The sequence below is a fragment of the Citrobacter sp. ANG330 genome (assembly GCF_047467925.1).
In the GTDB taxonomy this organism is placed as follows: Bacteria; Pseudomonadota; Gammaproteobacteria; order Enterobacterales; family Enterobacteriaceae; genus Citrobacter_A; species Citrobacter_A amalonaticus_G.
The window spans coordinates 66,842-88,685 of record NZ_JASJUI010000004.1; the positions used below are offsets into that span (position 1 = coordinate 66,842).

The window sequence follows — 21,844 nt, forward strand, 5'->3', positions numbered from 1 at the left end:
TATTGGGTGTAGTCGCGTTTCATCATTGTTTCAATGAAACGGAACAGGACGTTTCATGAAACGTTAGCTGACACGCTTTTTTATGTTCAATATGGCATGTGTTATTTTATCTTATTGTTATAGATGCAGTTATTTTTAAATAACCGATCTTGAATAGCCTTTGGCATAGCCCTTGCTTTATGTGAATCAACGTAAGTAACAAGTTGATAACACGAGGATGGACTATGTCTCTGGATTCTCCGGGTCAGGCATTTCGCGCTGCACTCACCAAAGAAAACCCCTTACAAATCGTCGGCACCATCAACGCCAACCATGCGTTGTTGGCTCAGCGAGCCGGGTATCAGGCGATTTATCTTTCTGGCGGCGGCGTTGCAGCCGGTTCGCTGGGACTGCCGGATCTGGGGATCTCCACCCTGGATGATGTGTTGACTGACATTCGCCGCATCACCGATGTGTGTCCGCTGCCGCTGCTGGTGGACGCTGATATCGGTTTTGGCTCATCGGCGTTTAACGTGGCGCGTACCGTGAAGTCGATGATCAAAGCCGGAGCGGCGGCGCTACATATCGAGGATCAGATCGGCGCAAAGCGCTGCGGTCATCGGCCTAATAAAGCGATCGTCTCAAAAGAGGAGATGGTCGATCGCATTCGGGCGGCGGTGGATGCCCGTACCGATCCCAACTTTGTGATCATGGCGCGTACCGATGCCCTGGCAGTGGAAGGGTTAGACGCGACGATCGATCGCGCCCGGGCCTATGTCGAAGCCGGGGCCGACATGCTGTTCCCGGAGGCGATCACCGAGCTTTCGATGTATCGCCAGTTTGCTGATGCAGTCCAGGTGCCCATTCTTGCCAATATCACCGAATTTGGCGCTACGCCGTTGTTCACCACCGATGAACTGCGCAGCGCGAACGTGGCGATGGCGCTCTATCCGCTCTCGGCATTCCGCGCCATGAACCGGGCCGCCGAAAAGGTCTACAACGTATTGCGCCAGGAAGGGACGCAAAAAAGCGTCATCGACACCATGCAGACCCGCAACGAGCTGTACGAAAGTATCAACTACTACCAGTACGAGGAGAAGCTCGACGCGTTGTACACCAAAAAGTAGGCCTGATAAGGCGTAGCTGCCATCAGGCAATGCCGGATAGCACTGCGTTTATCAGGCTGGACGAAAACCCTCAGTACCCTACACATGATAATAATGACGAGGACAACATGAGCGACACAACGATCCTGCAAAATAAAACCCATGTCATTAAGCCAAAAAAATCCGTCGCGCTGTCCGGCGTACCGGCGGGCAATACCGCGCTGTGCACCGTCGGCAAAAGCGGCAACGATCTCCACTATCGCGGCTACGATATTCTCGATCTCGCCCGGCAGTGCGAATTCGAAGAGGTCGCGCATCTGCTGATTCACGGCAAACTCCCGACCCGTGACGAACTTCAGGCCTACAAAAGTAAACTCAAAGCGCTGCGCGGACTGCCTGCCAACGTGCGAACCGTGCTGGAAGTGCTACCGGCGGCGTCGCATCCGATGGATGTCATGCGCACCGGCGTATCGGCGTTGGGCTGCACGCTGCCGGAAAAAGAGGGGCATACCGTTTCCGGTGCGCGCGATATCGCCGATAAGCTGCTGGCCTCGCTCAGTTCCATTCTTCTCTACTGGTATCACTACAGCCACAACGGTGAACGTATTCAGCCGGAAACCGATGACGACTCTATCGGCGGCCATTTCCTTCACCTGCTGCACGGCGAAAAGCCGTCCCGGAGCTGGGAAAAAGCGATGCACGTTTCACTGGTGCTGTATGCCGAGCATGAGTTCAATGCTTCCACCTTTACCAGCCGCGTGATTGCGGGAACCGGTTCTGACGTCTATTCGGCGATTATCGGCGCGATTGGCGCACTGCGCGGCCCGAAACACGGCGGGGCGAATGAGGTCTCGTTGGAGATCCAGCAGCGCTACGAAACGCCGGACGAAGCTGAAGCCGATATCCGCAAGCGCGTGGAAAACAAAGAGGTGGTGATTGGTTTTGGCCATCCGGTTTATACCCTTGCCGATCCGCGTCATCAGGTGATCAAACGTGTCGCGAAGCAGCTTTCCGAAGAGGGCGGCTCGCTGAAGATGTACAACATTGCCGATCGGCTGGAAGCGGTGATGTGGGAGACGAAGAAGATGTTTCCTAACCTCGACTGGTTCTCGGCGGTCTCCTACAACATGATGGGCGTCCCCACCGAAATGTTTACTCCGCTGTTTGTCATCGCTCGCGTCACCGGCTGGGCGGCACACATTATTGAACAGCGGCAGGACAACAAAATCATCCGGCCTTCCGCTAACTATACCGGCCCGGAAGATCGTGAGTTTGTCCCGATCGATCAGCGTCAGTAATCCATTACTTCTAAAGATAAAAAACAGGAAACGTACCCTATGTCCGCTCAAATTTTAAATGTTCGCCCGGAATTCGATCGTGAAATCGTTGATATCGTCGATTACGTCATGAGTTACGAGATAGCGTCAACGGTGGCGTATGACACCGCCCACTACTGCCTGCTCGATACGCTGGGCTGTGGCCTGGAAGCGCTGGAGTATCCGGCCTGTAAAAAACTACTTGGCCCGATTGTGCCGGGAACCGTGGTGCCCAACGGCGTGCGCGTGCCGGGTACTCAGTTTCAGCTCGACCCGGTACAGGCCGCGTTTAACATCGGCACGATGATTCGCTGGCTCGACTTCAATGACACCTGGCTGGCGGCAGAGTGGGGCCATCCTTCTGATAACCTCGGCGGAATTCTGGCGACGGCGGACTGGCTATCGCGCAACGCGGTCGCGGCGGGTAAAGCGCCGCTGACCATGAAGCAGGTGCTGACCGGGATGATCAAGGCTCATGAAATTCAGGGCTGCATTGCGCTGGAGAACGCCTTTAACCGCGTCGGCCTTGATCACGTTCTGCTGGTGAAAGTGGCCTCTACGGCCGTGGTGGCAGAAATGCTGGGATTAACGCGTGATGAGATCCTCAACGCGGTTTCGCTGGCGTGGGTGGACGGACAGTCACTGCGCACCTATCGTCATGCGCCGAACACCGGCACGCGTAAATCCTGGGCCGCGGGTGATGCGACCGCGCGCGCGGTGCGTCTGGCGCTGATGGCGAAAACCGGGGAGATGGGTTATCCGTCAGCGCTGACGGCGAAAACCTGGGGCTTTTATGATGTCTCGTTCAAAGGGGAGTCGTTCCGTTTTCAGCGTCCATACGGCTCCTATGTGATGGAAAACGTGCTGTTCAAAATCTCGTTCCCGGCGGAGTTTCACTCACAGACGGCGGTCGAAGCGGCGATGACCCTGTATGCACAGATGCAGGCGGCAGGCAAAACCGCAGCGGATATCGAGAAAGTCACCATTCGTACCCACGAAGCCTGCATTCGCATTATTGATAAGAAAGGGCCGCTAAATAATCCGGCTGACCGCGATCACTGTATTCAGTATATGGTGGCGATCCCGCTGCTGTTCGGACGCTTAACGGCGGCAGACTATGAGGACGATGTGGCGCAGGACAAACGTATCGATTCCCTGCGCGAGAAAATGAGCTGTTTTGAAGATCCGGCGTTTACCGCGGACTATCATGACCCGGAAAAACGTGCCATCGCCAACGCCATTACTCTCGAATTTACCGACGGTTCTCGGTTCGACGAGGTAGTGGTGGAATACCCGATTGGTCACGCCCGTCGGCGCAATGACGGGATCCCGAAACTTATCGAGAAATTCAAAATTAACCTGGCGCGCCAGTTTCCAACCCGTCAGCAGCAGCGCATCCTGGAGGTCTCCCTGGACAGAACTCGCCTGGAGCAGATGCCGGTCAATGAGTACATGGACCTTTATGTCATCTAGCACCCGCCTCATCAGGCGTAAGTTCAACAGGAGAACGTTATGTCTTATAGCGAGTTTTATCAGCGTTCCATTACGCAACCGGCGTCGTTCTGGGCCGAACAGGCCCGGCGTATTGACTGGCAGCAGCCGTTTACCCACACGCTGGATCACAGCAATCCGCCGTTTGCCCGCTGGTTTTGCGGCGGAACCACCAATCTGTGTCATAACGCCATTGATCGCTGGCTGGATAAACAGCCGGATGCGCTGGCTCTCATTGCCGTCTCATCCGAGACCGAAGAGGAGCGCACCTTTAGCTTCCGTCAGTTATATGACGAAGTGAACGTAGTGGCGTCGATGCTGCAATCGCTCGGCGTGCAGCGCGGCGATCGGGTACTGGTGTACATGCCGATGATTGCCGAAGCGCATATCACGCTGCTGGCCTGCGCGCGGATTGGGGCAATCCACTCGGTGGTGTTCGGCGGTTTTGCCTCGCACAGCGTGGCGGCGCGGATCGATGACGCGAAGCCAGTGCTGATCGTCTCCGCCGATGCCGGGGTGCGCGGCGGCAAAGTGTTGCCCTACAAAAAACTGCTCGATGATGCGATCGATCAGGCCCAGCATCAGCCGAAACAGGTGCTGCTGGTGGATCGTGGGCTGGCGAAAATGGCGCGTGTGGCTGGTCGCGATCTCGACTTCGCGACTTTGCGCCAGCAGCACCTCGGGGCGAGAGTACCGGTGACGTGGCTGGAGTCCAACGAAACCTCCTGCATTCTTTACACCTCCGGCACCACCGGTAAACCCAAAGGCGTGCAGCGCGATGTCGGCGGTTATGCGGTAGCGCTGGCGACCTCAATGGAGACCATTTTTGGCGGCAAAGCGGGCGGGGTGTTTTTCTGCGCTTCAGATATCGGCTGGGTTGTTGGCCACTCTTACATCGTTTATGCGCCGCTGTTAGCGGGGATGGCAACGATTGTGTATGAAGGGCTTCCGACCTATCCGGACTGCGGCGTGTGGTGGAAAATTGTCGAAAAATATCAGGTTAGCCGGATGTTCTCGGCACCGACAGCTATTCGCGTGCTGAAGAAGTTCCCGACCGCGCAAATCCGCAATCACGATCTCTCCTCGCTGGAGGTTCTTTATCTGGCAGGTGAACCGCTGGACGAACCGACCGCAAGTTGGGTGACAGAAACGCTGGGCGTACCGGTTATCGACAACTACTGGCAGACGGAATCCGGTTGGCCGATTATGGCGCTGGCGCGTGGTCTGGATGAGCGCCCCTCGCGCCTCGGCAGCCCCGGTGTGCCCATGTATGGCTACAACGTGCAGTTACTCAATGAGCTAACCGGTGAACCCTGCGGCGCCAACGAGAAGGGGATGGTGGTGATCGAAGGGCCGCTGCCACCCGGCTGTATTCAGACTATCTGGGGCGATGATGAACGGTTTGTGAATACCTACTGGTCGCTGTTTAATCGTCAGGTATACGCCACGTTTGACTGGGGTATTCGTGACGCCGACGGCTACTACTTCATTCTGGGGCGGACGGATGATGTGATTAACGTCGCCGGACATCGCCTGGGCACGCGGGAAATTGAGGAGAGTATCTCCAGCTATCCGAACGTCGCGGAAGTCGCGGTGGTCGGGGTGAAAGATGCGCTGAAAGGGCAGGTGGCGGTGGCGTTTGTGATCCCCAAACAGAGCGACAGTCTGGAAGACCGCGATGTGGCGCATTCGGAAGAGAAGGCGATCATGGCGCTGGTGGACAGCCAGATTGGCAACTTTGGCCGTCCCGCCCACGTCTGGTTTGTTTCACAACTGCCGAAAACCCGATCCGGCAAAATGCTCCGGCGCACGATCCAGGCCATTTGCGAAGGCCGCGATCCGGGCGATCTCACCACGCTTGACGATCCGGCGGCGCTACAGCAAATCCGCCAGGTCATTGAGGAGTAAACAGGGCGCCGGATGGCGGCGTACCGCCTTATCCGGCCTACAAAACCAGCCGTAGGCCTGATAAGCGTAGCGCCATCAGGCAATTAACGATAATGACTACAAAATGCAGGCCTGATAAGCGTAGCGCCATCAGGCAATTAACGACAATGACCCAAAATGCAGGCCTGATAAGCGTAGCGCCATCAGGCAATTAACAACAATGACTCAAAATGTAGGCCTGATAAGCGTAGCGCCATCAGGCAATTAACGACAATGACTCAAAATGTAGGCCTGATAAGCGTAGCGCCATCAGGCACTTAACGACAATGACCCAAAATGCAGGCCTGATAAGCGTAGCGCCATCAGGCACTTAATGACAATGACCCAAAATGTAGGCCTGATAAGCGTAGCGCCATCAGGCACTGAATCTGCTCTCTAACTCCATTTCACCTGATAGTGATAGCGCCCGGCGCTCAGTTGAAATTCAGGTGACACCGAAGGACTCCAGGAGTCGTCGCCGCCGACGCCCATATGAAAACCATCAATGTTCAGCCAGGCCCCGGCCTCCGGTTGTAGCAGATGCCGATGGCTGGTCTCCATCAGTTGCTTCTGGCTGAATCGGCTGATATTGAACAGAAAATCACCGCGCCAGACGTGCGCCCCGAACTTCAGTTCACGCGTGCCGCAGCGCAGGCCGTTCTCACTGGGAAAAACGTAAGGGGTATACATCTCATCCAGTGATAAGTCCCAGCGGTCAAAACAGGCTGAAGCCAGGCGGTCCGGGTAGTTTTCATGCGGACCAAGCCCCAGCCAGTTCACCCGTTCTGCTTCCTGCGTCAACTGGCAGGTCAGGCCGATACGTGCCGGATGCGGCGTGCCGCTGGCGACATCGACATCAACGGTGATCAGCATTTCGCCGTGGCCGTCGATGCGCCAGATTTTACGGCTGATAAACAAGGTTTCGCCCTGATATTGCCAGGCGTGAACGGTGGCTATCTGTACCGCGTCGGAAAGGGCATCGGCATCGCACTGTAGCAGTACTGCCTGTAGCTGATAATGACCAGCTGCTTTCCAGCGCTCAACCCAGGCATTAGGATCGATCCGTGTCACCTCACTGATACCTATATCGTTATCCAGCGGCGCACGGGTAAACTGATCGCGCAGCGGCGTCAGTAACTGCGGTGCATCGCCAGTCCAGTATTGCGTTAACGTGCCCTGCTCACGGCTGAATGCCCAACGTTTATGGCCGAGCGTCACGGTAAACGTCGCGTCGCTGACGCTGAGCTGTGGCGCAGTACTGGCGCGCGGTGTACATACGACGCTCAGTTTTTCCTCCAGCGGCCACTGTTGCCAGGCGCTGATGTGACCGGCAGGCGACCAGGCGGTTGCCTGCGGTTGTTCCACGCGCACCGTCAACCAGAGCTGACCCGCCGCGTCAGGCTGCGCAATGTCCGGCAGGGTGATGACCTGACGACCCTGCGGCGCGATATCCAGCGCGACCTCCCCGGAGGCAATGGGGTTGCCTTCCAGCGCAATCGACCAGTGAAGGATCTCGTTGTCACTCTGGCGGAACAGATATTCGCTGGTGACCTCAATCTGGCGTTTCGCGCCAGGCAGCAACGTGAACTGGAAAAACTGCTGTGCGTGTTTCGCCTCAAACAACGACGGATGCGGCGTGCGGTCGGCAAACACCAGTCCGTCCATACAGAACTGGCGATCGTTAGGCGTGTCGCCAAAGTCGCCGCCGTACGCGGACCAGGGGTTGCCTTCGTCATCGTATTTAATCAGCGATTGATCGATCCAGTCCCAGACAAAGCCGCCCTGCAAACGCGGATACTGGCGAAACGCCTGCCAGTATTTGGCGAACCCGCCGAGGCTGTTACCCATGGCGTGGGCGTATTCGCAGAGGATCAGCGGGCGCTGTTCGCCAGGTAGCGACAGCCATTTTTTGATTGACCACTTCGGCACCGCCGGGAACGGCTGATCCTGATCGACGCGGGCATACATCGGGCAAATAATATCCGTTGCTGACGTGTCCGCCCCGCCACCTTCATACTGCACCGGGCGCGACGGGTCGTCTGATTTTAGCCAGCGGTATAAGGCGTCATGGTTAGCGCCGTGACCGGATTCATTGCCCAGTGACCAGATAATAATGCTGGGATGATTACGATCGCGTTGCACCATGCGCGTTACGCGCTGGCTCATGGCGGGCAGCCACTCAGGATCGTCGCTCAGGCGATTCATCGGTACCATGCCGTGGGTTTCGATGTTGGCCTCATCCACCACGTACAGGCCGTAGCGGTCACAGAGCGTGTACCACCGCGGATGGTTCGGGTAGTGGGAGCAGCGCACGGCGTTAAAATTGTTCTGCTTCATCAGAATAATGTCCTGCACCATCGTCTCTTCATCCATCACCTGGCCGTTTTCAGGATGATGTTCATGACGGTTGGCGCCGCGAATCAGCAGTGGTTTACCGTTCAACAACAGCAGGCCGTTTTCAATGCAGACTTTTCGGAAGCCGACATCGCAGGCCTCGGCTTCAATCAGTGTGCCGTCAGCGGTATGGAGCAGCACAACCGCACGATAAAGATGCGGCGTTTCGGCGCTCCACAGTTTCGGTGTGTCGACTTCCAGACACACGGTGGTGCGATCGCCGTAGGCTCCGCGCTCATCAATGATCTCGCTGCCAAAAGGGGCGGTTCGCTCACCGATCAGGGACTCTTCTTCCCACAACTGCACGGTCACGCGCAGATTGTCTCGCCACTCGCCACGCATTCGGATGTCGGCGGCAAAGGTTGCCCGGCTGAAATCGTCATTAAAATGGGTGGAAATACGCAGGTCGCTGATTTGCGTTGCGGGTTTGGTTAGCAGGCTGACATCCCGGAAGATGCCGCTCATTCGCCACATGTCCTGGTCTTCCAGATAGCTGCCGTCGCTCCAGCGCAGCACCATTACCGCCAGACGATTCTCACCGCTGACCAGAAAATCGCTGAGATCAAATTCAGACGGCAGACGGCTGTCCTGACCGTAGCCGACCCAGCGCCCGTTGCACCACAGATGAAACGCAGAGTTCACGCCGTCGAAAATGATCCGTGTCTGGCCGCCCCGCAGTTCAGGCTCGCGGACGGTAAAGGTGAGCGAATAACATCCTGTGGCGTTTTCAGCGGGGACATACGGCGGATTTACCGGAATCGGATAGGTGACATTGGTATAAATCGGCGCGTCATACCCCTCCAGCTGCCAGTTTGAGGGGACGGCGATCGTATCAGCGTCGTCCAGATCGCAAATGCGCCAGCTTTCCGGCACCGCCTCTGGTGAGGCAAACCAGTTGAATTTCCACGTCCCGTTCAGGCAACGCACGTTCGGCGAAGGGGTATTATCGCGGGCATCGGTGGCGTTACGCCAGCTGGCAAACGGCGGATGCACCTCCAGGCGGTTACGTTGCGTGACGCCGGGATTTTCCCAGTCGCGTCGGGCCAGTATGGCGGCGAGTGAATTCGTGCTGAAGGTCATGGAGGCATCCTGTTGCGCAGTTTTTTCGTTCACAGGTTGCTGAAGATACGGTGCGCGGTGAAAGCCTGTAAAGGTGAGAAAGAGGAATGAGTGAGGTCACTCACTCAGAATCTGCTTGCGTCACGCCCTGAAAGGTTTTTCGCCATTCCATCGGACTGACGCCAAAGCGCGATTTAAAATGCTGACGCCAGGTGACTGGCGAGAGAAAGCCGACCTCTGTGGCGATACGCTCGACCGGAAGCCGGGAGGATTCCAGCAGTTCCTGGCTGCGGCGCAGGCGTTCAGCGATCAGCCATTCTGCAACGCTTGAGCCGGTTGCTTTCATAAAGTGACGGGTCAGGGTACGGCGACTCATCATCACCTTTTGCGCCAGCGAATCCAGGTCATGTTGTTCATGGCTGTGCTGGCGAAGGTACTCCAGCAGGCCGTTAATCCGCTGATCCTGGGTATTTTTCGCCACCGGTTGGGCAATAAACTGCGCCTGACCCCCTTCGCGATGCGGGGGCACGATCATCCGGCGAGCAATCTGGTTCGCCACCGAACTGCCAAACCGCTGGCGGATGAGATACAGACAACAGTCAAGCGCGGCAGCGGTGCCAGCCGAAGTAATAATGCCGTCATCCTCGACATACAGGGCGTTGATATCCAGGCGCGCATCGGGAAAGCGTGACTGGAACTCCTCTTCAAACTCCCAGTGAGTGGCGGCGCGTCTGCCGTCCAGCAGCCCTGCATAACCCAGCACAAAGGCGCCGAGACACAGCCCAACCACCTGCGCGCCGTTTTGCCGGGCCTGAACCAGCGCATCAAGCAGCGACTGCGGTGGACGATTCGCGGTCGTCCCCCACCAGGGGACAATCACGATATCGGCCCCGGACATCGCTTCAGGCCCATGCGTGGCGGTGACGGAAAATCCCTCCGCAGAGGTGACGACACCAGGGACTTCAGCGCAAATCAGCACCTCAAAGCGTTTCTTTGTTGCTGCTTTTTCACTGAACATGATGCACGGCACCGAGAAGTGAAACGGACTGAAATCTTCAACGGCGACGATCGCGACGGACACAGGGCGCATACCACTCCTCGGCTGGGGATTAAAACGTCAGGGTTTCTCCATCTTCCGGTACCCGGACAGATTCTGCAATCTGGTTGTCGCGCGCGTATTCCCTGAGCGCGGCGCGCGTCAGCAGGCAATGGTTTAACGCCTCCATGTGAACAGCCACAATCTGCGCGTCGGGCAGGGTGAGATGGGTTTTCAACACATCTTCTGCGCCCATGATAATCGCGCCAAACCCGATCACGTGCGCAAATCCGGCATTCAGGACCACCACATCCGGCTGGAAAGCGATGAGGTTAGCTTCAACCTCATCGCGCCAGATCGTATCGCCAACCAGATACAGCGTTTTTTCTTGCGGATGCTGGAAGATGACCCCGCAGGCCTCGCCCATCCGCTCGGCCATGGCGGGAATGGCGTACAGCCGGTCGGAGCCGTGCTGGCCGCCCGTTTTGCGCAGGGTGATATCGCCCAATCGGGTCTCGTTCGTCAGTACGGTGAGTTGGCTGAAACCCTGTTCCCGCAGAATTTGTGCATCCTGGTCGTTTTGTACATAAATCGGCTTCTCTTTTGGCACGACCTTTGCGGCGACCTCGTCCCAATGGTCCGCATGAAGATGGGTGACAATCACTGCATCCGCCTGCAACAGGGTGTCGATGTCGCACGGAAGTTCTACGCCAGGATTGCGGATTTCAGCCCGCGCCGTGCCGGGAAAACCGGGATACGCGCCTTGCGGGGCGAGCATTGGGTCAACCAGAAAGGTTTTGCCGCCAAAGGTAATCAACTGGGTGGCATTGCGAATAAGGGTAATGTTCATGGCGATACTCCACGTGAGACGGTCAGTGGTTCCATCGTAGAGTGTTAACCAGAGGCTGAATGTGGGCAAATGGGCGAATACCGATGAGATTGGGCCAACAGAGGGTTTCTGTGCCGTGAAGTATTTGTGTGCAATGTTGCATTTCGATACCGGAGATATTATCCGCGCGATAGCCACGAAAAGTAATATCTTTAGCCAGGAAGGTCATCGGCAGATCTCCGCGATGCGGTGAATGATAAGAATCCGAATGCCGCTTCTACATTTCCCATCTTATTTGTCGGTTGCAGATGAAATAAAGAGATATAAGGATTTATAAACGCGCCGCTTTATATTGTGGGTCACAAGGCGTAACAGCTTGTTTTTATCAAAGATTAAATTAATGTTTTTGCTTAAATGATTCTCTGTGCATTAATGGTGTGGCTATTTATTTTTTGTCTATCTCATTGATTTTGAAATGTTAATATTGTTGTTGTGTGAAATATAAACTTATTTAAGAATTTTGGTTTGTTTTTTTACTGCTATTTACTCTATGACGGTGTTTAGGTAGTTTTCAAATACTATCTTTTCTATCCATTACGCGTTAAGCAAATTCCGTAATTTAAATATTCACTGTTTCTCTTACTCGTTAGTTTTTTCAGGCTTATTTATTATCTAAATAATGCATTGAAATGAATTAAATGTTGTAGAAACTAACAAAGGAGTTATTTATGCAACATTTTAATAAAAATAAAATAGCGTTATTGCTTGCCTCAATCTTCATTTCATCCGGACCGGTAATCGGCGCCACGATCCATGTTGATGGCTCATTTCCTTATACGGCGCAATCCAACACAGGGACTCACGGGAGTAGCGGGGGCAGTGAAGGCGCCGGAGCCGGGTATGTACTCTCGCCGAACCCGGAAACGACCGCGGCGGATAACAGCGTAAGCGTCGGGAGTGGCATTACGATAAAAGGTGGTAATGGCTACGCTGGCGGCGAGGGTGCCGACGGAATGTCCGGTACCAGTGCAACCATTACGAACGGCGGTGCGATTACGGGCGGTGAAGGGAGCTATGGCGCTAGCGGCATTGGCACAGGTGGTAAGGGAATCTCGGGTACTGACCTGTCGATAACCAATTCTCGTACTGGCTCCATCACCGGTGGCGAAGGGGACAGATATTCCGCTAGCGGTGCGGGGATCGCTGGTAACAGCCTCATGATAACCAACGATGGCGCGATTACCGGAGGTGATGGCAGTTACGGCTATGATGACAACGGGGGGACGGGCGGCATTGGCGGCGCCGGAATATCCGGCACTGACCTGACGATTATCAATACTTACCGTATTACCGGTGGCGAAGGCAATTCCAGTGGCACAGGAGGCGATGCCATATCGGGTTCTGCGCTGTCCATAACCAACAGCGGCGCTATTCTTGGTGGCGGTGGGGGGTTTGGCTATAACGGTGCGGAAGGTGGCAATGCCGGCGCCGGAATATCCGGCAGTAATATGGTGATTGATAATATTGCCCGTGGGTCAATTACGGGTGGTCGAGGCAATTCCAGCAGCATAGGTGGCGATGCGATATCGGGTACCGACCTGAGAATCACCAACGGCGGATCTATTGTCGGGGGCGAAGGAGGGTTTGGCTATGATGGGGCGGAAGGTGGCAATGCCGGCGCCGGAATATCCGGCAGCAATATAGTGATTGATAATATTGCCCGTGGGTCAATTACGGGTGGGGCAGGCGAATCCGGCAGCGTAGGTGGCGATGCGATATCGGGTACCGACCTGAGGATCAGCAACGGCGGATCCATTGTCGGTGGCGAAGGAGGGTATGGCTACGGCTACGGAGAGAATGCCAGCAATGCGGGTGCTGGCATATCTGGCAGCGAGATCATCATTGACAACTTAGCTGGAGGTTCAATTACCGGTGGTGAGGGTGGCAGTGGAGGCCTGGACGGCCTCGGCGGTGCCGGGAGACCTTCCGCTGGCGGCACGGGAATACTTGGTGATAATTTGGCCATCAACAATGGAGGTTCCATCACCGGTGGCGAAGGCGCCTTTGCTGGCGGCGATACGACAAGCCCTGACGGTGCAAACGGTGGCACGGCTATATCCGGTCACAACCTGACCATCAGCAATTTGGCTGGCGGCATCATCACTGGTGGAAAAGGCAGTTACAGCGGCAGCACAAATAGTACTAACATCAGCAACGGCGGTAACGGCGGCGTCGGAATATTCGGTGACAGCCTGGGGATTAGCAACAGCGGTTCTATCGTTGGAGGCAAAGGCAGTTACAGTAGTAACGGTGGCGCTAACGGTGTCGGTGGCGCAGCGATATCCGGCAGTAATCTGACGATAATCAATAACCGCGTGATTACCGGTGGCGCTCCGTACTCGAGCGGTGGCGAAGCTGGCGCGGCTATCAGTCTTACCGGCGGCAGCAACATGCTGACACTGAATACCGACTCGACGATCACCGGCGATATCAGGCTGGCCGATGGCGCGACAACGTTGCAGATCGTCAGTAATGATGAGGCAAACAGAGCCATCAACGGTAATCTGACGGTGGGTCAGTCGGCCAGCGTAACGCTGTCTGAACAACCGATTGAATTTACCGGTAATGCGTCGTTTGCCGAAGGCGCAGCGCTCACTCTTGGCAGTGACGTCAGCCTCAAGGCGGCGTCGCTTTCGGTTGGCAATAACGCCTCGCTTAATGCCAACATTACTCACTGGGATATGCAGGACATTCTTCTGGTTGAAACCACAAACGGGATTACGGGCGCGTTTTCTTACAGTAATGCCCTCGTGGCAGGTATGAACCAACCGGATTTTGCCTATATCAATGCCGGCTCACGGATCATCAAATACTCCCTGTACTGGAACGGGCTGGATTCCGATGCGCACGGAACGTTCACGCTTGATGAGGGCAGAACTTTCAATCTCGGTGTCGCCCTGGCTGACAATACGGCGCACGTCAACCCGGCCTGGGACGGTAAAAGCCTGACCAAAGCGGGAGAAGGCACGCTGATACTGTCAGCGGAAAATACCTACACGGGGTCGACTTCTGTCAGTGAAGGCATGCTGAAGACGACGACGTCGAATGCATTTGCCAGTACCTCCGGCGTCACTATTGGCGAGGAAGGGACGCTTAACCTTAACGGCAACAGCCAGACCGTCAATGCGCTGGACAACCGTGGCACCCTGCTGATTGATGATTATGGTGTTCCGCCTTCCTCTCCTCTCAACGTTATGCTGACGGGCGATGTGACGAATAGCGGCAATATCATTCTTAACAACAGCATGACCAGCGCAGGGAATACATTGACCATCAATGGTGACTATGCGGGTCACGGCGGCACCCTTTCATTGGGCACCGTTCTCGGCGGCGACAGCAGCCTGACGGATAAGCTGGTGATTACCGGCAACGCGACCGGCACGACCTATGTGCATGTCAACAATGAGAATGGCTCAGGGGCCTTGCTGCATGAAGGGATTAAAATTATTGAGACCGGCAGTTCAACGCCAGAGGCTTTTGTGCAACAAGGTCGTATTGTGGCGGGAAGCTATGAATATCACGTGAAGCAGGGAACGGCTTCCGGCAGCGACAGGAATAACTGGTATTTGACCCACCTGGCGGACACGCCTGACCCTGACGATGCCCCTGATGTCATCGATAACGATCGTCCTGCGCCAGGCGAACCTTCGGATGCTGTCAACGTCTATCGCCCTGAGGGAGGAAGCTATGCCAGTAACCTCGCGGCAGCAAATACGCTGTTTAACACCCGACTGCAGGACCGTCAGGGAGGTTCCTGGTATACCGACCCTGCTACCGGGGAACGGCATATGACCAGTCTGTGGCTGCGTACGTCAGGCGGGCACAGCAAGGGGCGGATGTCGGACGGTCAGAACACATCGTCGTCCAACCGCGTGGTAATGCAGCTCGGCGGCGCGTTGCTCCAGGGGAGTGTGAACGGCACGGATAGCTATCAGTTGGGTGTAATGGCAGGCTATGGTAAGCAGGATAACGACATCCATAACAGCCTGTCAGGCTACGGTTCTCGTGGCGAGGTGAGCGGCTACAGCGCGGGTCTGTACGGAACCTGGTATCAGAACGCCGTGGATAAAACCGGTCTGTACGTCGATTCATGGGTACTCTATAACTGGTTTGACAACACGGTTAAAGGTGATGAGCTTGCTCAGGAAAGCTATAAAAGCAAAGGGCTGACGGCGTCGCTGGAATCGGGTTACGCTTTCCATATGGGGTCTTTCACGGCACCAGGCGACTGGGAAAGTAATGTCTATATTCGCCCACAGGCACAGGTCACCTGGATGGGGGTGAAGGCAAACGACCATACGGAGAAAAACGGCACGCGGGTTCAGGGGCAGGGCGATAACAATATTCAGACCCGTCTGGGCATGCGCCTTTACGCCAATGGTAAAAGCAGCGCGGAAAAAGGAACCGTACGCGAGTTTGAACCCTTTATCGAGGCGAACTGGATACACAACTCGAAGCAGTACGGCGTCAGGATGAATGACACGAGCACCTCCCTGCAGGGAAGTCGAAACGTTGGCGAGGTGAAAGTGGGCGTCGAGGGGCGTTTGACCCGGGACCTGAGCGTCTGGGGCAATGTTGCGCAACAAATGGGTAATAACGGATTTCGCGATACAAGCGGCGTACTGGGAATCAAATACCAGTTCTAGCCTTATGATGTTTCTCCAGCCATCCCGGTTTTTTTGCCGGGATGGCTGTTTATCTCTTACTTGCCCCGCACGTTGTAGTATGAACAAGTGCGCAGCATTCCTGCTTTCGTCTTAGTGCCAGCCTGCTTTGCACCTGCCAGAGTATAGATAACCCCCTGAAGCGGAGGCGTTATGAGCTGGCGACCCATTCTGTTCCTTATTGTTACGCCTTTCCCGGTGTTAAGCGCGCCACGCGGACGGCTGCGGCTGGTGCAGGGGGAAGGGGATTAGCCCAGGCCAGATACGCGTGGCGTCATCCGGCTTACAAAACAACGAAAACTTACTCCGCGTCCGTCAGCGCAAACATTCCATACGGATGAATTTCAAGGTAATACTGCTCGCCGATATCGGGTTGCAGACGAGTGGCGTTGACCTGTAGCAGGATCTCCTGCCCGTGCCAGTCCACCGTGACTTCGTACTGCGGCCCCATATAGGCGACATGGCGAATCACACAGCGCTGACTCTCTTCTCCACGATCGCTTAAGGTGATCGCTTCCGGGCGTACGCCAACGGTGCCTTTCCCCTGGGATGCAAAATGTGTCGGGCGAGGCAGACGATAACCAAAGATATCAACAGATGCTTCGCTGAAGGTCGCCGGGAAAAGGTTGGCGTCACCCATGAAACTCGCCATAAAACGGGATGCCGGTTGACGATAGAGATCCTGTGGCGAGCCGATCTGCATGATATGCCCCTTGTTCATCACCAGCACGGTGTCAGAAACCGCGAAGGCTTCACTCTGATCGTGGGTCACATACAGCGAGGTGATATCAAACTGCTTTTGCAGTTCGCGGATCTTGTCACGCATGCTGCGGCGCAGGTTGGCGTCGAGGTTGCTTAACGGCTCATCAAACAACAGCACCTTCGGTTTGAGGATCAGCGCGCGCGCCAGCGCCACGCGCTGCTGCTGCCCGCCGGAGATCTGATCGACGTAGCGATCCTCAAATCCTTCCAGATCGACCATCGCCAGCGCTTCTTTCACCCGCATTTTCACATCGGCGCGCGACACGCCCAGCATCTTCAGGCCGTAGCCGACGTTTTCACCCAGCGACATATGCGGGAACAGGGCGTACGACTGGAACACCATACAAATATCGCGCTGCTGAATAGAACGATGGGTGACGTCTTCGCCATCAATAAAAATTTGACCTTCGCTCGGTTTTTCCAGACCGGCGACCAGGCGCAGAATGGTGGTCTTGCCGCAACCGGACGGGCCAAGCAGCGTCACCATCTGCCCTTGCGGGATGGTGAGATTAATATTGTCGATAACCGTGTTACTGCCGAATCGTTTGGTGACGTTGCGCAGTTCAACGAAATTTTTCTGACTCATAGTGCGCTCCATTACGCCTGGTTTTTGGCTTTGGACCGGGAAATACGCGCTTCCCCAATCAGCCAGTCAAAGATGAAAATAATCGCCAGCATGACCACGATCAGAATCGACCCGTAGGCAATCGCCACGCCGTATTCGCCGTCTTCCACGCGGTTCAGAATGTAGGCCGTTGCCACACGGGTGTCCGGCGTAACGAGGAAGACAATCGCGCTGACGGTGGTGATGGCGCGCACAAAGCTGTAGATCAGCGCTGAAAGAATGGCCGGACGCAGCAGCGGCAGCAGGATGTGCGTGATGGTGCGCAGGCTCCCGGCACGCAGACTCAGCGAGGCTTCATCCAGCGATTTATCGATCTGTCCGAGTCCTGCGATCCCGGCGCGAATACCAACCGGCACGTTACGCATCACCATCGAGATAATGACAATGGCGGCGGTACCGGTGAGGTATACCGGGGCGCTGTTAAAGGCGAGGATGTAGGAGACGCCCGCCACGGTGCCCGGTACGGCAAAGCACAGCATAGTGGTGAACTCGATGGTCTTTTTGCCCTTAAACTGCTGGCGGACCACAATCCAGGCGATCAGCAGGCCGAACGCGGCGGTGATCGGCGCGGCAATTCCGGCATAGAGCAGGGTGTCGAGCAGGGAAGGCCATGCGCCGTCGCTCATGCCCTGGCCGAACAGCTTGATGAAGTTGTCCAGCGTCAGGGTGTAGTCCACGCCCCAGTTCACGGTGAAGCTGCCGTAGAAAATGCTGCCATAAAGCAGGGCGTTGAAAGCGATCCAGACCGCCAGAATGACAATCACGCTCCAGACCAGCGTCACCGGCAGCGGCTGGACGTCGCCACGGTACGATTTACCCGAAACGGTAACGTACGAACGTTTGCCAATCCACATGTACTGCACGCAGAACACCAGCAGCGAGAACAGCAGCAGGAACGCGCCGAGCGTGCTGGCAGCCTGGTAATCGAGCTGCGAGCCGGTGATGTAGAAGTAAATTTGCGTCGCCAGCACGTCGAAGTTACCGCCGAGGACCAGCGGGTTACTGAAGTCAGCCAGCGACTGCACGATAACGATCAGGAACGCGTTTGCCAGCGCCGGTTTCAGCAGTGGGACAAACACGCCGTTAAACGTCTGCCAGCGACTGGCGCGCAGGGTATATGACGCCTCTTCCAGCGACGGATGAATGGTTTTTATTGCCCCGTCGAGGATCATAAACGCCATAGGGGTAAATGCCAGCACCTGTGCCAGCCAGATACCGGTGAATCCGTACAGCCAGTTAGTGTTGGTTAGTCCAAACCATTCCACCATAAATTCGGTGACGTAACCGGAACGCCCCATCATCAGCGTGACGCCCAGTCCCACCACAAACGGTGGGGTGACGATAGGCAGAATCGAGAAGATGCGTCCGATAATGGCGCTTCGCTGAGCGATACGGGTGGTATAAATCGCCAGCACCAGACCGAAGAAGGTACAGCCGACACCCACTGCAATCGACAGGACGATGGAGTTAATAATGACCTGAATGATATGCGCCTGCGACAGCACATTCATAAATGCCAGCGGTGCGAACTCCCCGGCGTCGTTGGTGAACATCGGGATGAAAATGGCGATGCTCGGCCAGACGATAAAGATGCCGATGAGCGCCACGATAGTGACCAGCGAACCGATCACAAACCGGTCGCCGCCCAGCCATTCGAGGCGGGTCAGCGCCAGAGTCATGATCGCCCCCAGCGCTACAAACAGCACGATAGTGGCGTAGCCTAAACCCCGCCCTTCAACGGTGGCGCTGACAACAATAAACGCCATACACAACAGCGCCCAGCCAGCATCGAGGGTGTGGCGGCTGCGCTGCTCGCGTCTGGCTTCGTGGAGCGGGCGAATCAACAGCAGGCTCGGCAGCAGATACCACAGCCAACTGATATTGAACCGTGACCAGCCGTAGGCCTCGAGGATTTCATCGCTCGTGGACTCCAGCAGACCGTAATCCAGGCTCCAGCTCGGCAGCAGGACGAATGCCAGCCAGCCGAGTAAAACCCAAAGGAATATCGCATCCCGTTTTTTCACGGGATGGAGTGCAAGTGTGTGTGACATACGTTTTCCGGTGTTCAATCCCGAGTAGGCCGGATAAGCGTAAGCGCCATCCGGCATTCAGGGTGACGATGATTGCCGGGTGGTGGCATTGCCTTACCCGGCCTACGTAACCTTAACGTCATGAAGTCATCGTGTGGGCTTATTTACCCATCTTCACTTCGCTGACCCATTTATTGATCAACGCTTTGCGGACGTCTGTGGAGCCGTATTTGTCCATGTCGTAGTTGATGAGCTTCAGGTCGTCGAGCTTCAGCGAGTTCGGCGAGGTTTCTGCGGTGGTGTTGGTCAGGATCTGATAGGACTTACCTTTCTTCCACGCCAGTTCCTGGGCCTCTTTCGACAGCACCCAGTCGACGAACAGTTTGGCGTTGTCAAGGTTACGCGCCCCTTTCAGGATGCTGACGCCGCCGATTTCATAACCGGTACCTTCACACGGAGAAATCAGCTCCAGCGGCGCGCCCTGTTCTTTTTCCAGCGAATAGTCATGCAGGAAGCCAATGCCGATGGCGGTTTCGCCACGAGCCGCGTTACGCGCCGGGGCAATACCGGATTTTGTGTACTGCGAGACGTTGGCGTTCAGTTGTTTCAGATAATCAAAGGCCTGATCGTCGCCCCAGAGTTGGGCGAAAGTCGCCAGCGCGGTGTAGGCAGTGCCAGAGCTTTGCGGATCGGCAATCTGAATTTCGCCTTTGTATTCCGGTTTGGTCAGATCTTTCCAGCATTTCGGCACCGGCAGGTTTTTCTCTTTCAGGCGCTGGGTGTTGACGCCGAAACCGAGGATGCCTACGTAGACTGCGGAAGATAGGTTGCCTTTCACTTTCGCCGGATCGCGGAATTTCTCCATCACCTGTTCCAGGTTCGGGGATTTGTACGGCTGCAGCAGGCCCATTTCACCGGCCTGCGACTGCGGATCCAGCGTGCCGCCGTACCAGACGTCGGCCTGCGGGTTTTTCTTCTCGGCATCGACCTTCGCCAACGTACTGCCTGAGCCGTTGCGGATAAACGATGTTTTCACATCATATTTTTCGCCAAAAGCTTTGGTTTCCGCTTCGCACATTTCGTTGGTGGCACTGCAATACACCACCAGACGACCTTTCGCCTGTGCAGCGCCCGATAAGGTCGCCAGCGCAACGGCGGAGGCAATCAGAGTAGAGGTAAGGGTCATTTTCATTGTTTTATCCTTTGACTGAGAGTGGTGGTGATGCCCGCCATCAGCAGTGGCATCAGCAGTAAACCCATTAGTACCGCGGCGACCGAGAGCAAACTGAACATCCCCGACCAGCCGTAGCGTTCAATGACCAGCGACAGAGGCCAGCCCGCCAGCGCTGCCCCCAGATAAGCGAACAGGCCGAGAAAACCGGTGATGGAACCTGCCGCCGCTTTGTGTCCGCATTCCACCGCCGCCAGGCCAATCAACATTTGCGGGCCAAAGACAAAAAAGCCCACCGTAAAGAAACAGACTGCGAGCAGGGCGTAATGATGAACCGGTGCCAGCCACAGCGCGGCGACGGAAACCATCAGTCCCAGCGTAAACAGCAAAATCATCGGCGCCCGCTGGCCGCTAAACAACAGGTCCGAACCCCAGCCGGCAAACAGCGCGCCGAGGAGCCCACCCACTTCAAACAGCATCACCGTGGCGTTGGCGCTGAGCAGGTTGACGCCGTGGCTTTCCGTCAGCCAGATATTGCCCCAGTCGTTGAGCGCGATGCGAATCAAATAGACCAGGACATACGAGACGCCCAACAGCCATATCATCGGGTTTTTCAGCATCGTGGTGCGCAGCATTTGCCACAACCCCATCGGCGGACTTTGATGTTCCTGGCGCAGTTCCAGCGGATCGTTACGCCAGTGGCCAACCGACGGTAATCCCTCTTCCTGGGGCGTGCCTTTCAGCTGTAGCGTTAACCCGATCCCCAGAGCCATGCTGATGATCCCCGGCGCCAGCATCGCAGCTTGCCAGCCCCACCAGTGGGCGGCGAAGGCGCTGATCAGCGGGATAATCGCCCCGCCAATGTTGATAGACATATTCCAGCATCCCCACCAGAAACCGCGTTCGTTGCGCGAGTACCAGTGGGTCAGCAGGCGGGCGCAGGGGGGCCACCCCCAGCCCTGAAAAAATCCGTTCAGTGTCCAGACGGCCAGCAGCAGCGTCAGCGACTCGCCAAAAGCAAACACCACGTTCAGCAGGCCGGTAGCGAACAGGCCAACGCCCATAAACCAACGCTGCCCGTGGCTGTCATGCCACAGTCCGGCGGTAAATTTCGACAGGCCATAGGTCAGATAAAACAGGGAACCCAGCAGACCGATGTCGCTTTTATCCAGCCCGAGATCGGTTTGCAGCGCTGGAAGTACGTAGTTCACGCTTTTACGCGTCAGGTAAAACGCGGCGTAACCGATGACCATGTACATCAGCAGCCTGGGACGCAGCGTCCGGTAACGTTGAGTGATGTCAGTTGCTGCGTGCATAGCCGTCTCCGTTTTGCTGACTATAAGAAAGAGAGATCAAAAGGGGATGAGAGAAAGTCCGGACTGACTAAGACTTTTTC

At 56.0% G+C, this 21,844-nt stretch carries 12 protein-coding genes; 5 read left to right on the forward strand and 7 right to left on the reverse strand.

The features are described 5' to 3' along the window. The first annotated feature begins 224 nt into the window (after positions 1-224). From prpB to prpE, 4 genes are all read left to right on the forward strand, one after another. Positions 225-1,106, forward strand: coding sequence for a methylisocitrate lyase (prpB, locus tag QNN88_RS11165; protein ID WP_414240287.1), 882 nt, complete (start codon positions 225-227; stop codon positions 1,104-1,106). Positions 1,107-1,213: 107 nt separating this feature from the next. Continuing rightward, on the forward strand, positions 1,214-2,383 hold the full coding sequence (gene prpC, locus QNN88_RS11170; RefSeq protein ID WP_414240288.1) for a 2-methylcitrate synthase: 1,170 nt from the start codon (positions 1,214-1,216) through the stop codon (positions 2,381-2,383). 39 nt (positions 2,384-2,422) lie between these two features. Beyond that, positions 2,423-3,874, forward strand: a complete 1,452-nt coding sequence (locus tag QNN88_RS11175) for a bifunctional 2-methylcitrate dehydratase/aconitate hydratase (RefSeq protein ID WP_414240289.1) — start codon at positions 2,423-2,425, stop codon at positions 3,872-3,874. A gap of 39 nt (positions 3,875-3,913) precedes the next feature. Further along, a complete protein-coding gene (prpE, locus tag QNN88_RS11180) occupies positions 3,914-5,800 on the forward strand; it encodes a propionate--CoA ligase (RefSeq protein WP_414240290.1) in 1,887 nt (628 codons plus the stop codon). 414 nt (positions 5,801-6,214) lie between these two features. Here the strand turns inward: prpE and QNN88_RS11185 are convergent, their stop codons facing one another. The 3 genes from QNN88_RS11185 to QNN88_RS11195 form a co-directional block, all read right to left on the reverse strand. Next, on the reverse strand, positions 6,215-9,292 hold the full coding sequence (locus tag QNN88_RS11185) for a beta-galactosidase (protein ID WP_414240291.1): 3,078 nt from the start codon (positions 9,290-9,292) through the stop codon (positions 6,215-6,217). Positions 9,293-9,392: 100 nt separating this feature from the next. After that, positions 9,393-10,361 (reverse strand): GlxA family transcriptional regulator, encoded by a 969-nt coding sequence (locus tag QNN88_RS11190; RefSeq protein ID WP_414240292.1) that lies wholly within the window; start codon positions 10,359-10,361, stop codon positions 9,393-9,395. 19 nt (positions 10,362-10,380) lie between these two features. Beyond that, the gene (locus QNN88_RS11195; RefSeq protein WP_414240293.1) at positions 10,381-11,157 is read right to left on the reverse strand and encodes an MBL fold metallo-hydrolase; all 777 of its coding nucleotides are present in this window, start codon (positions 11,155-11,157) and stop codon (positions 10,381-10,383) included. Positions 11,158-11,864: 707 nt separating this feature from the next. Here QNN88_RS11195 and QNN88_RS11200 point away from each other — a divergent pair. After that, the gene (locus QNN88_RS11200; protein ID WP_414240294.1) at positions 11,865-15,842 is read left to right on the forward strand and encodes an autotransporter outer membrane beta-barrel domain-containing protein; all 3,978 of its coding nucleotides are present in this window, start codon (positions 11,865-11,867) and stop codon (positions 15,840-15,842) included. 319 nt (positions 15,843-16,161) lie between these two features. Here the strand turns inward: QNN88_RS11200 and fbpC are convergent, their stop codons facing one another. From fbpC to uhpC, 4 genes are all read right to left on the reverse strand, one after another. Beyond that, complete coding sequence (gene fbpC, locus QNN88_RS11205) at positions 16,162-17,208, reverse strand: ferric ABC transporter ATP-binding protein (RefSeq protein WP_414240295.1); 1,047 nt, start codon at positions 17,206-17,208, stop codon at positions 16,162-16,164. 11 nt (positions 17,209-17,219) lie between these two features. Further along, positions 17,220-19,298: an ABC transporter permease gene (locus tag QNN88_RS11210; protein WP_414240296.1), complete on the reverse strand. Its 2,079-nt coding sequence runs from the start codon at positions 19,296-19,298 to the stop codon at positions 17,220-17,222. Positions 19,299-19,437: 139 nt separating this feature from the next. Further along, positions 19,438-20,469 (reverse strand): ABC transporter substrate-binding protein, encoded by a 1,032-nt coding sequence (locus QNN88_RS11215; RefSeq protein ID WP_414240297.1) that lies wholly within the window; start codon positions 20,467-20,469, stop codon positions 19,438-19,440. After that, entirely contained in the window at positions 20,466-21,788 is a 1,323-nt protein-coding gene (uhpC, locus tag QNN88_RS11220; protein WP_414240547.1) for an MFS transporter family glucose-6-phosphate receptor UhpC, read from the reverse strand. Before uhpC ends, QNN88_RS11215 begins: the two co-directional genes overlap by 4 nt. Positions 21,789-21,844: the final 56 nt, after the last annotated feature.

What these genes read in the sequence shown, in the direction of transcription:
- QNN88_RS11175 (WP_414240289.1), top strand. Translation starts at nt 2,423, where the DNA reads ATGTCCGCTCAAATTTTAAATGTTCGCCCGGAATTCGATCGTGAAATC.
- prpC (WP_414240288.1), top strand. Translation starts at nt 1,214, where the DNA reads ATGAGCGACACAACGATCCTGCAAAATAAAACCCATGTCATTAAGCCA.
- QNN88_RS11200 (WP_414240294.1), top strand. Translation starts at nt 11,865, where the DNA reads ATGCAACATTTTAATAAAAATAAAATAGCGTTATTGCTTGCCTCAATC.
- QNN88_RS11185 (WP_414240291.1), bottom strand. Translation starts at nt 9,292, where the DNA reads ATGACCTTCAGCACGAATTCACTCGCCGCCATACTGGCCCGACGCGAC.
- QNN88_RS11190 (WP_414240292.1), bottom strand. Translation starts at nt 10,361, where the DNA reads ATGCGCCCTGTGTCCGTCGCGATCGTCGCCGTTGAAGATTTCAGTCCG.
- QNN88_RS11215 (WP_414240297.1), bottom strand. Translation starts at nt 20,469, where the DNA reads ATGAAAATGACCCTTACCTCTACTCTGATTGCCTCCGCCGTTGCGCTG.
- fbpC (WP_414240295.1), bottom strand. Translation starts at nt 17,208, where the DNA reads ATGAGTCAGAAAAATTTCGTTGAACTGCGCAACGTCACCAAACGATTC.
- QNN88_RS11210 (WP_414240296.1), bottom strand. Translation starts at nt 19,298, where the DNA reads ATGTCACACACACTTGCACTCCATCCCGTGAAAAAACGGGATGCGATA.
- prpE (WP_414240290.1), top strand. Translation starts at nt 3,914, where the DNA reads ATGTCTTATAGCGAGTTTTATCAGCGTTCCATTACGCAACCGGCGTCG.
- QNN88_RS11195 (WP_414240293.1), bottom strand. Translation starts at nt 11,157, where the DNA reads ATGAACATTACCCTTATTCGCAATGCCACCCAGTTGATTACCTTTGGC.
- prpB (WP_414240287.1), top strand. Translation starts at nt 225, where the DNA reads ATGTCTCTGGATTCTCCGGGTCAGGCATTTCGCGCTGCACTCACCAAA.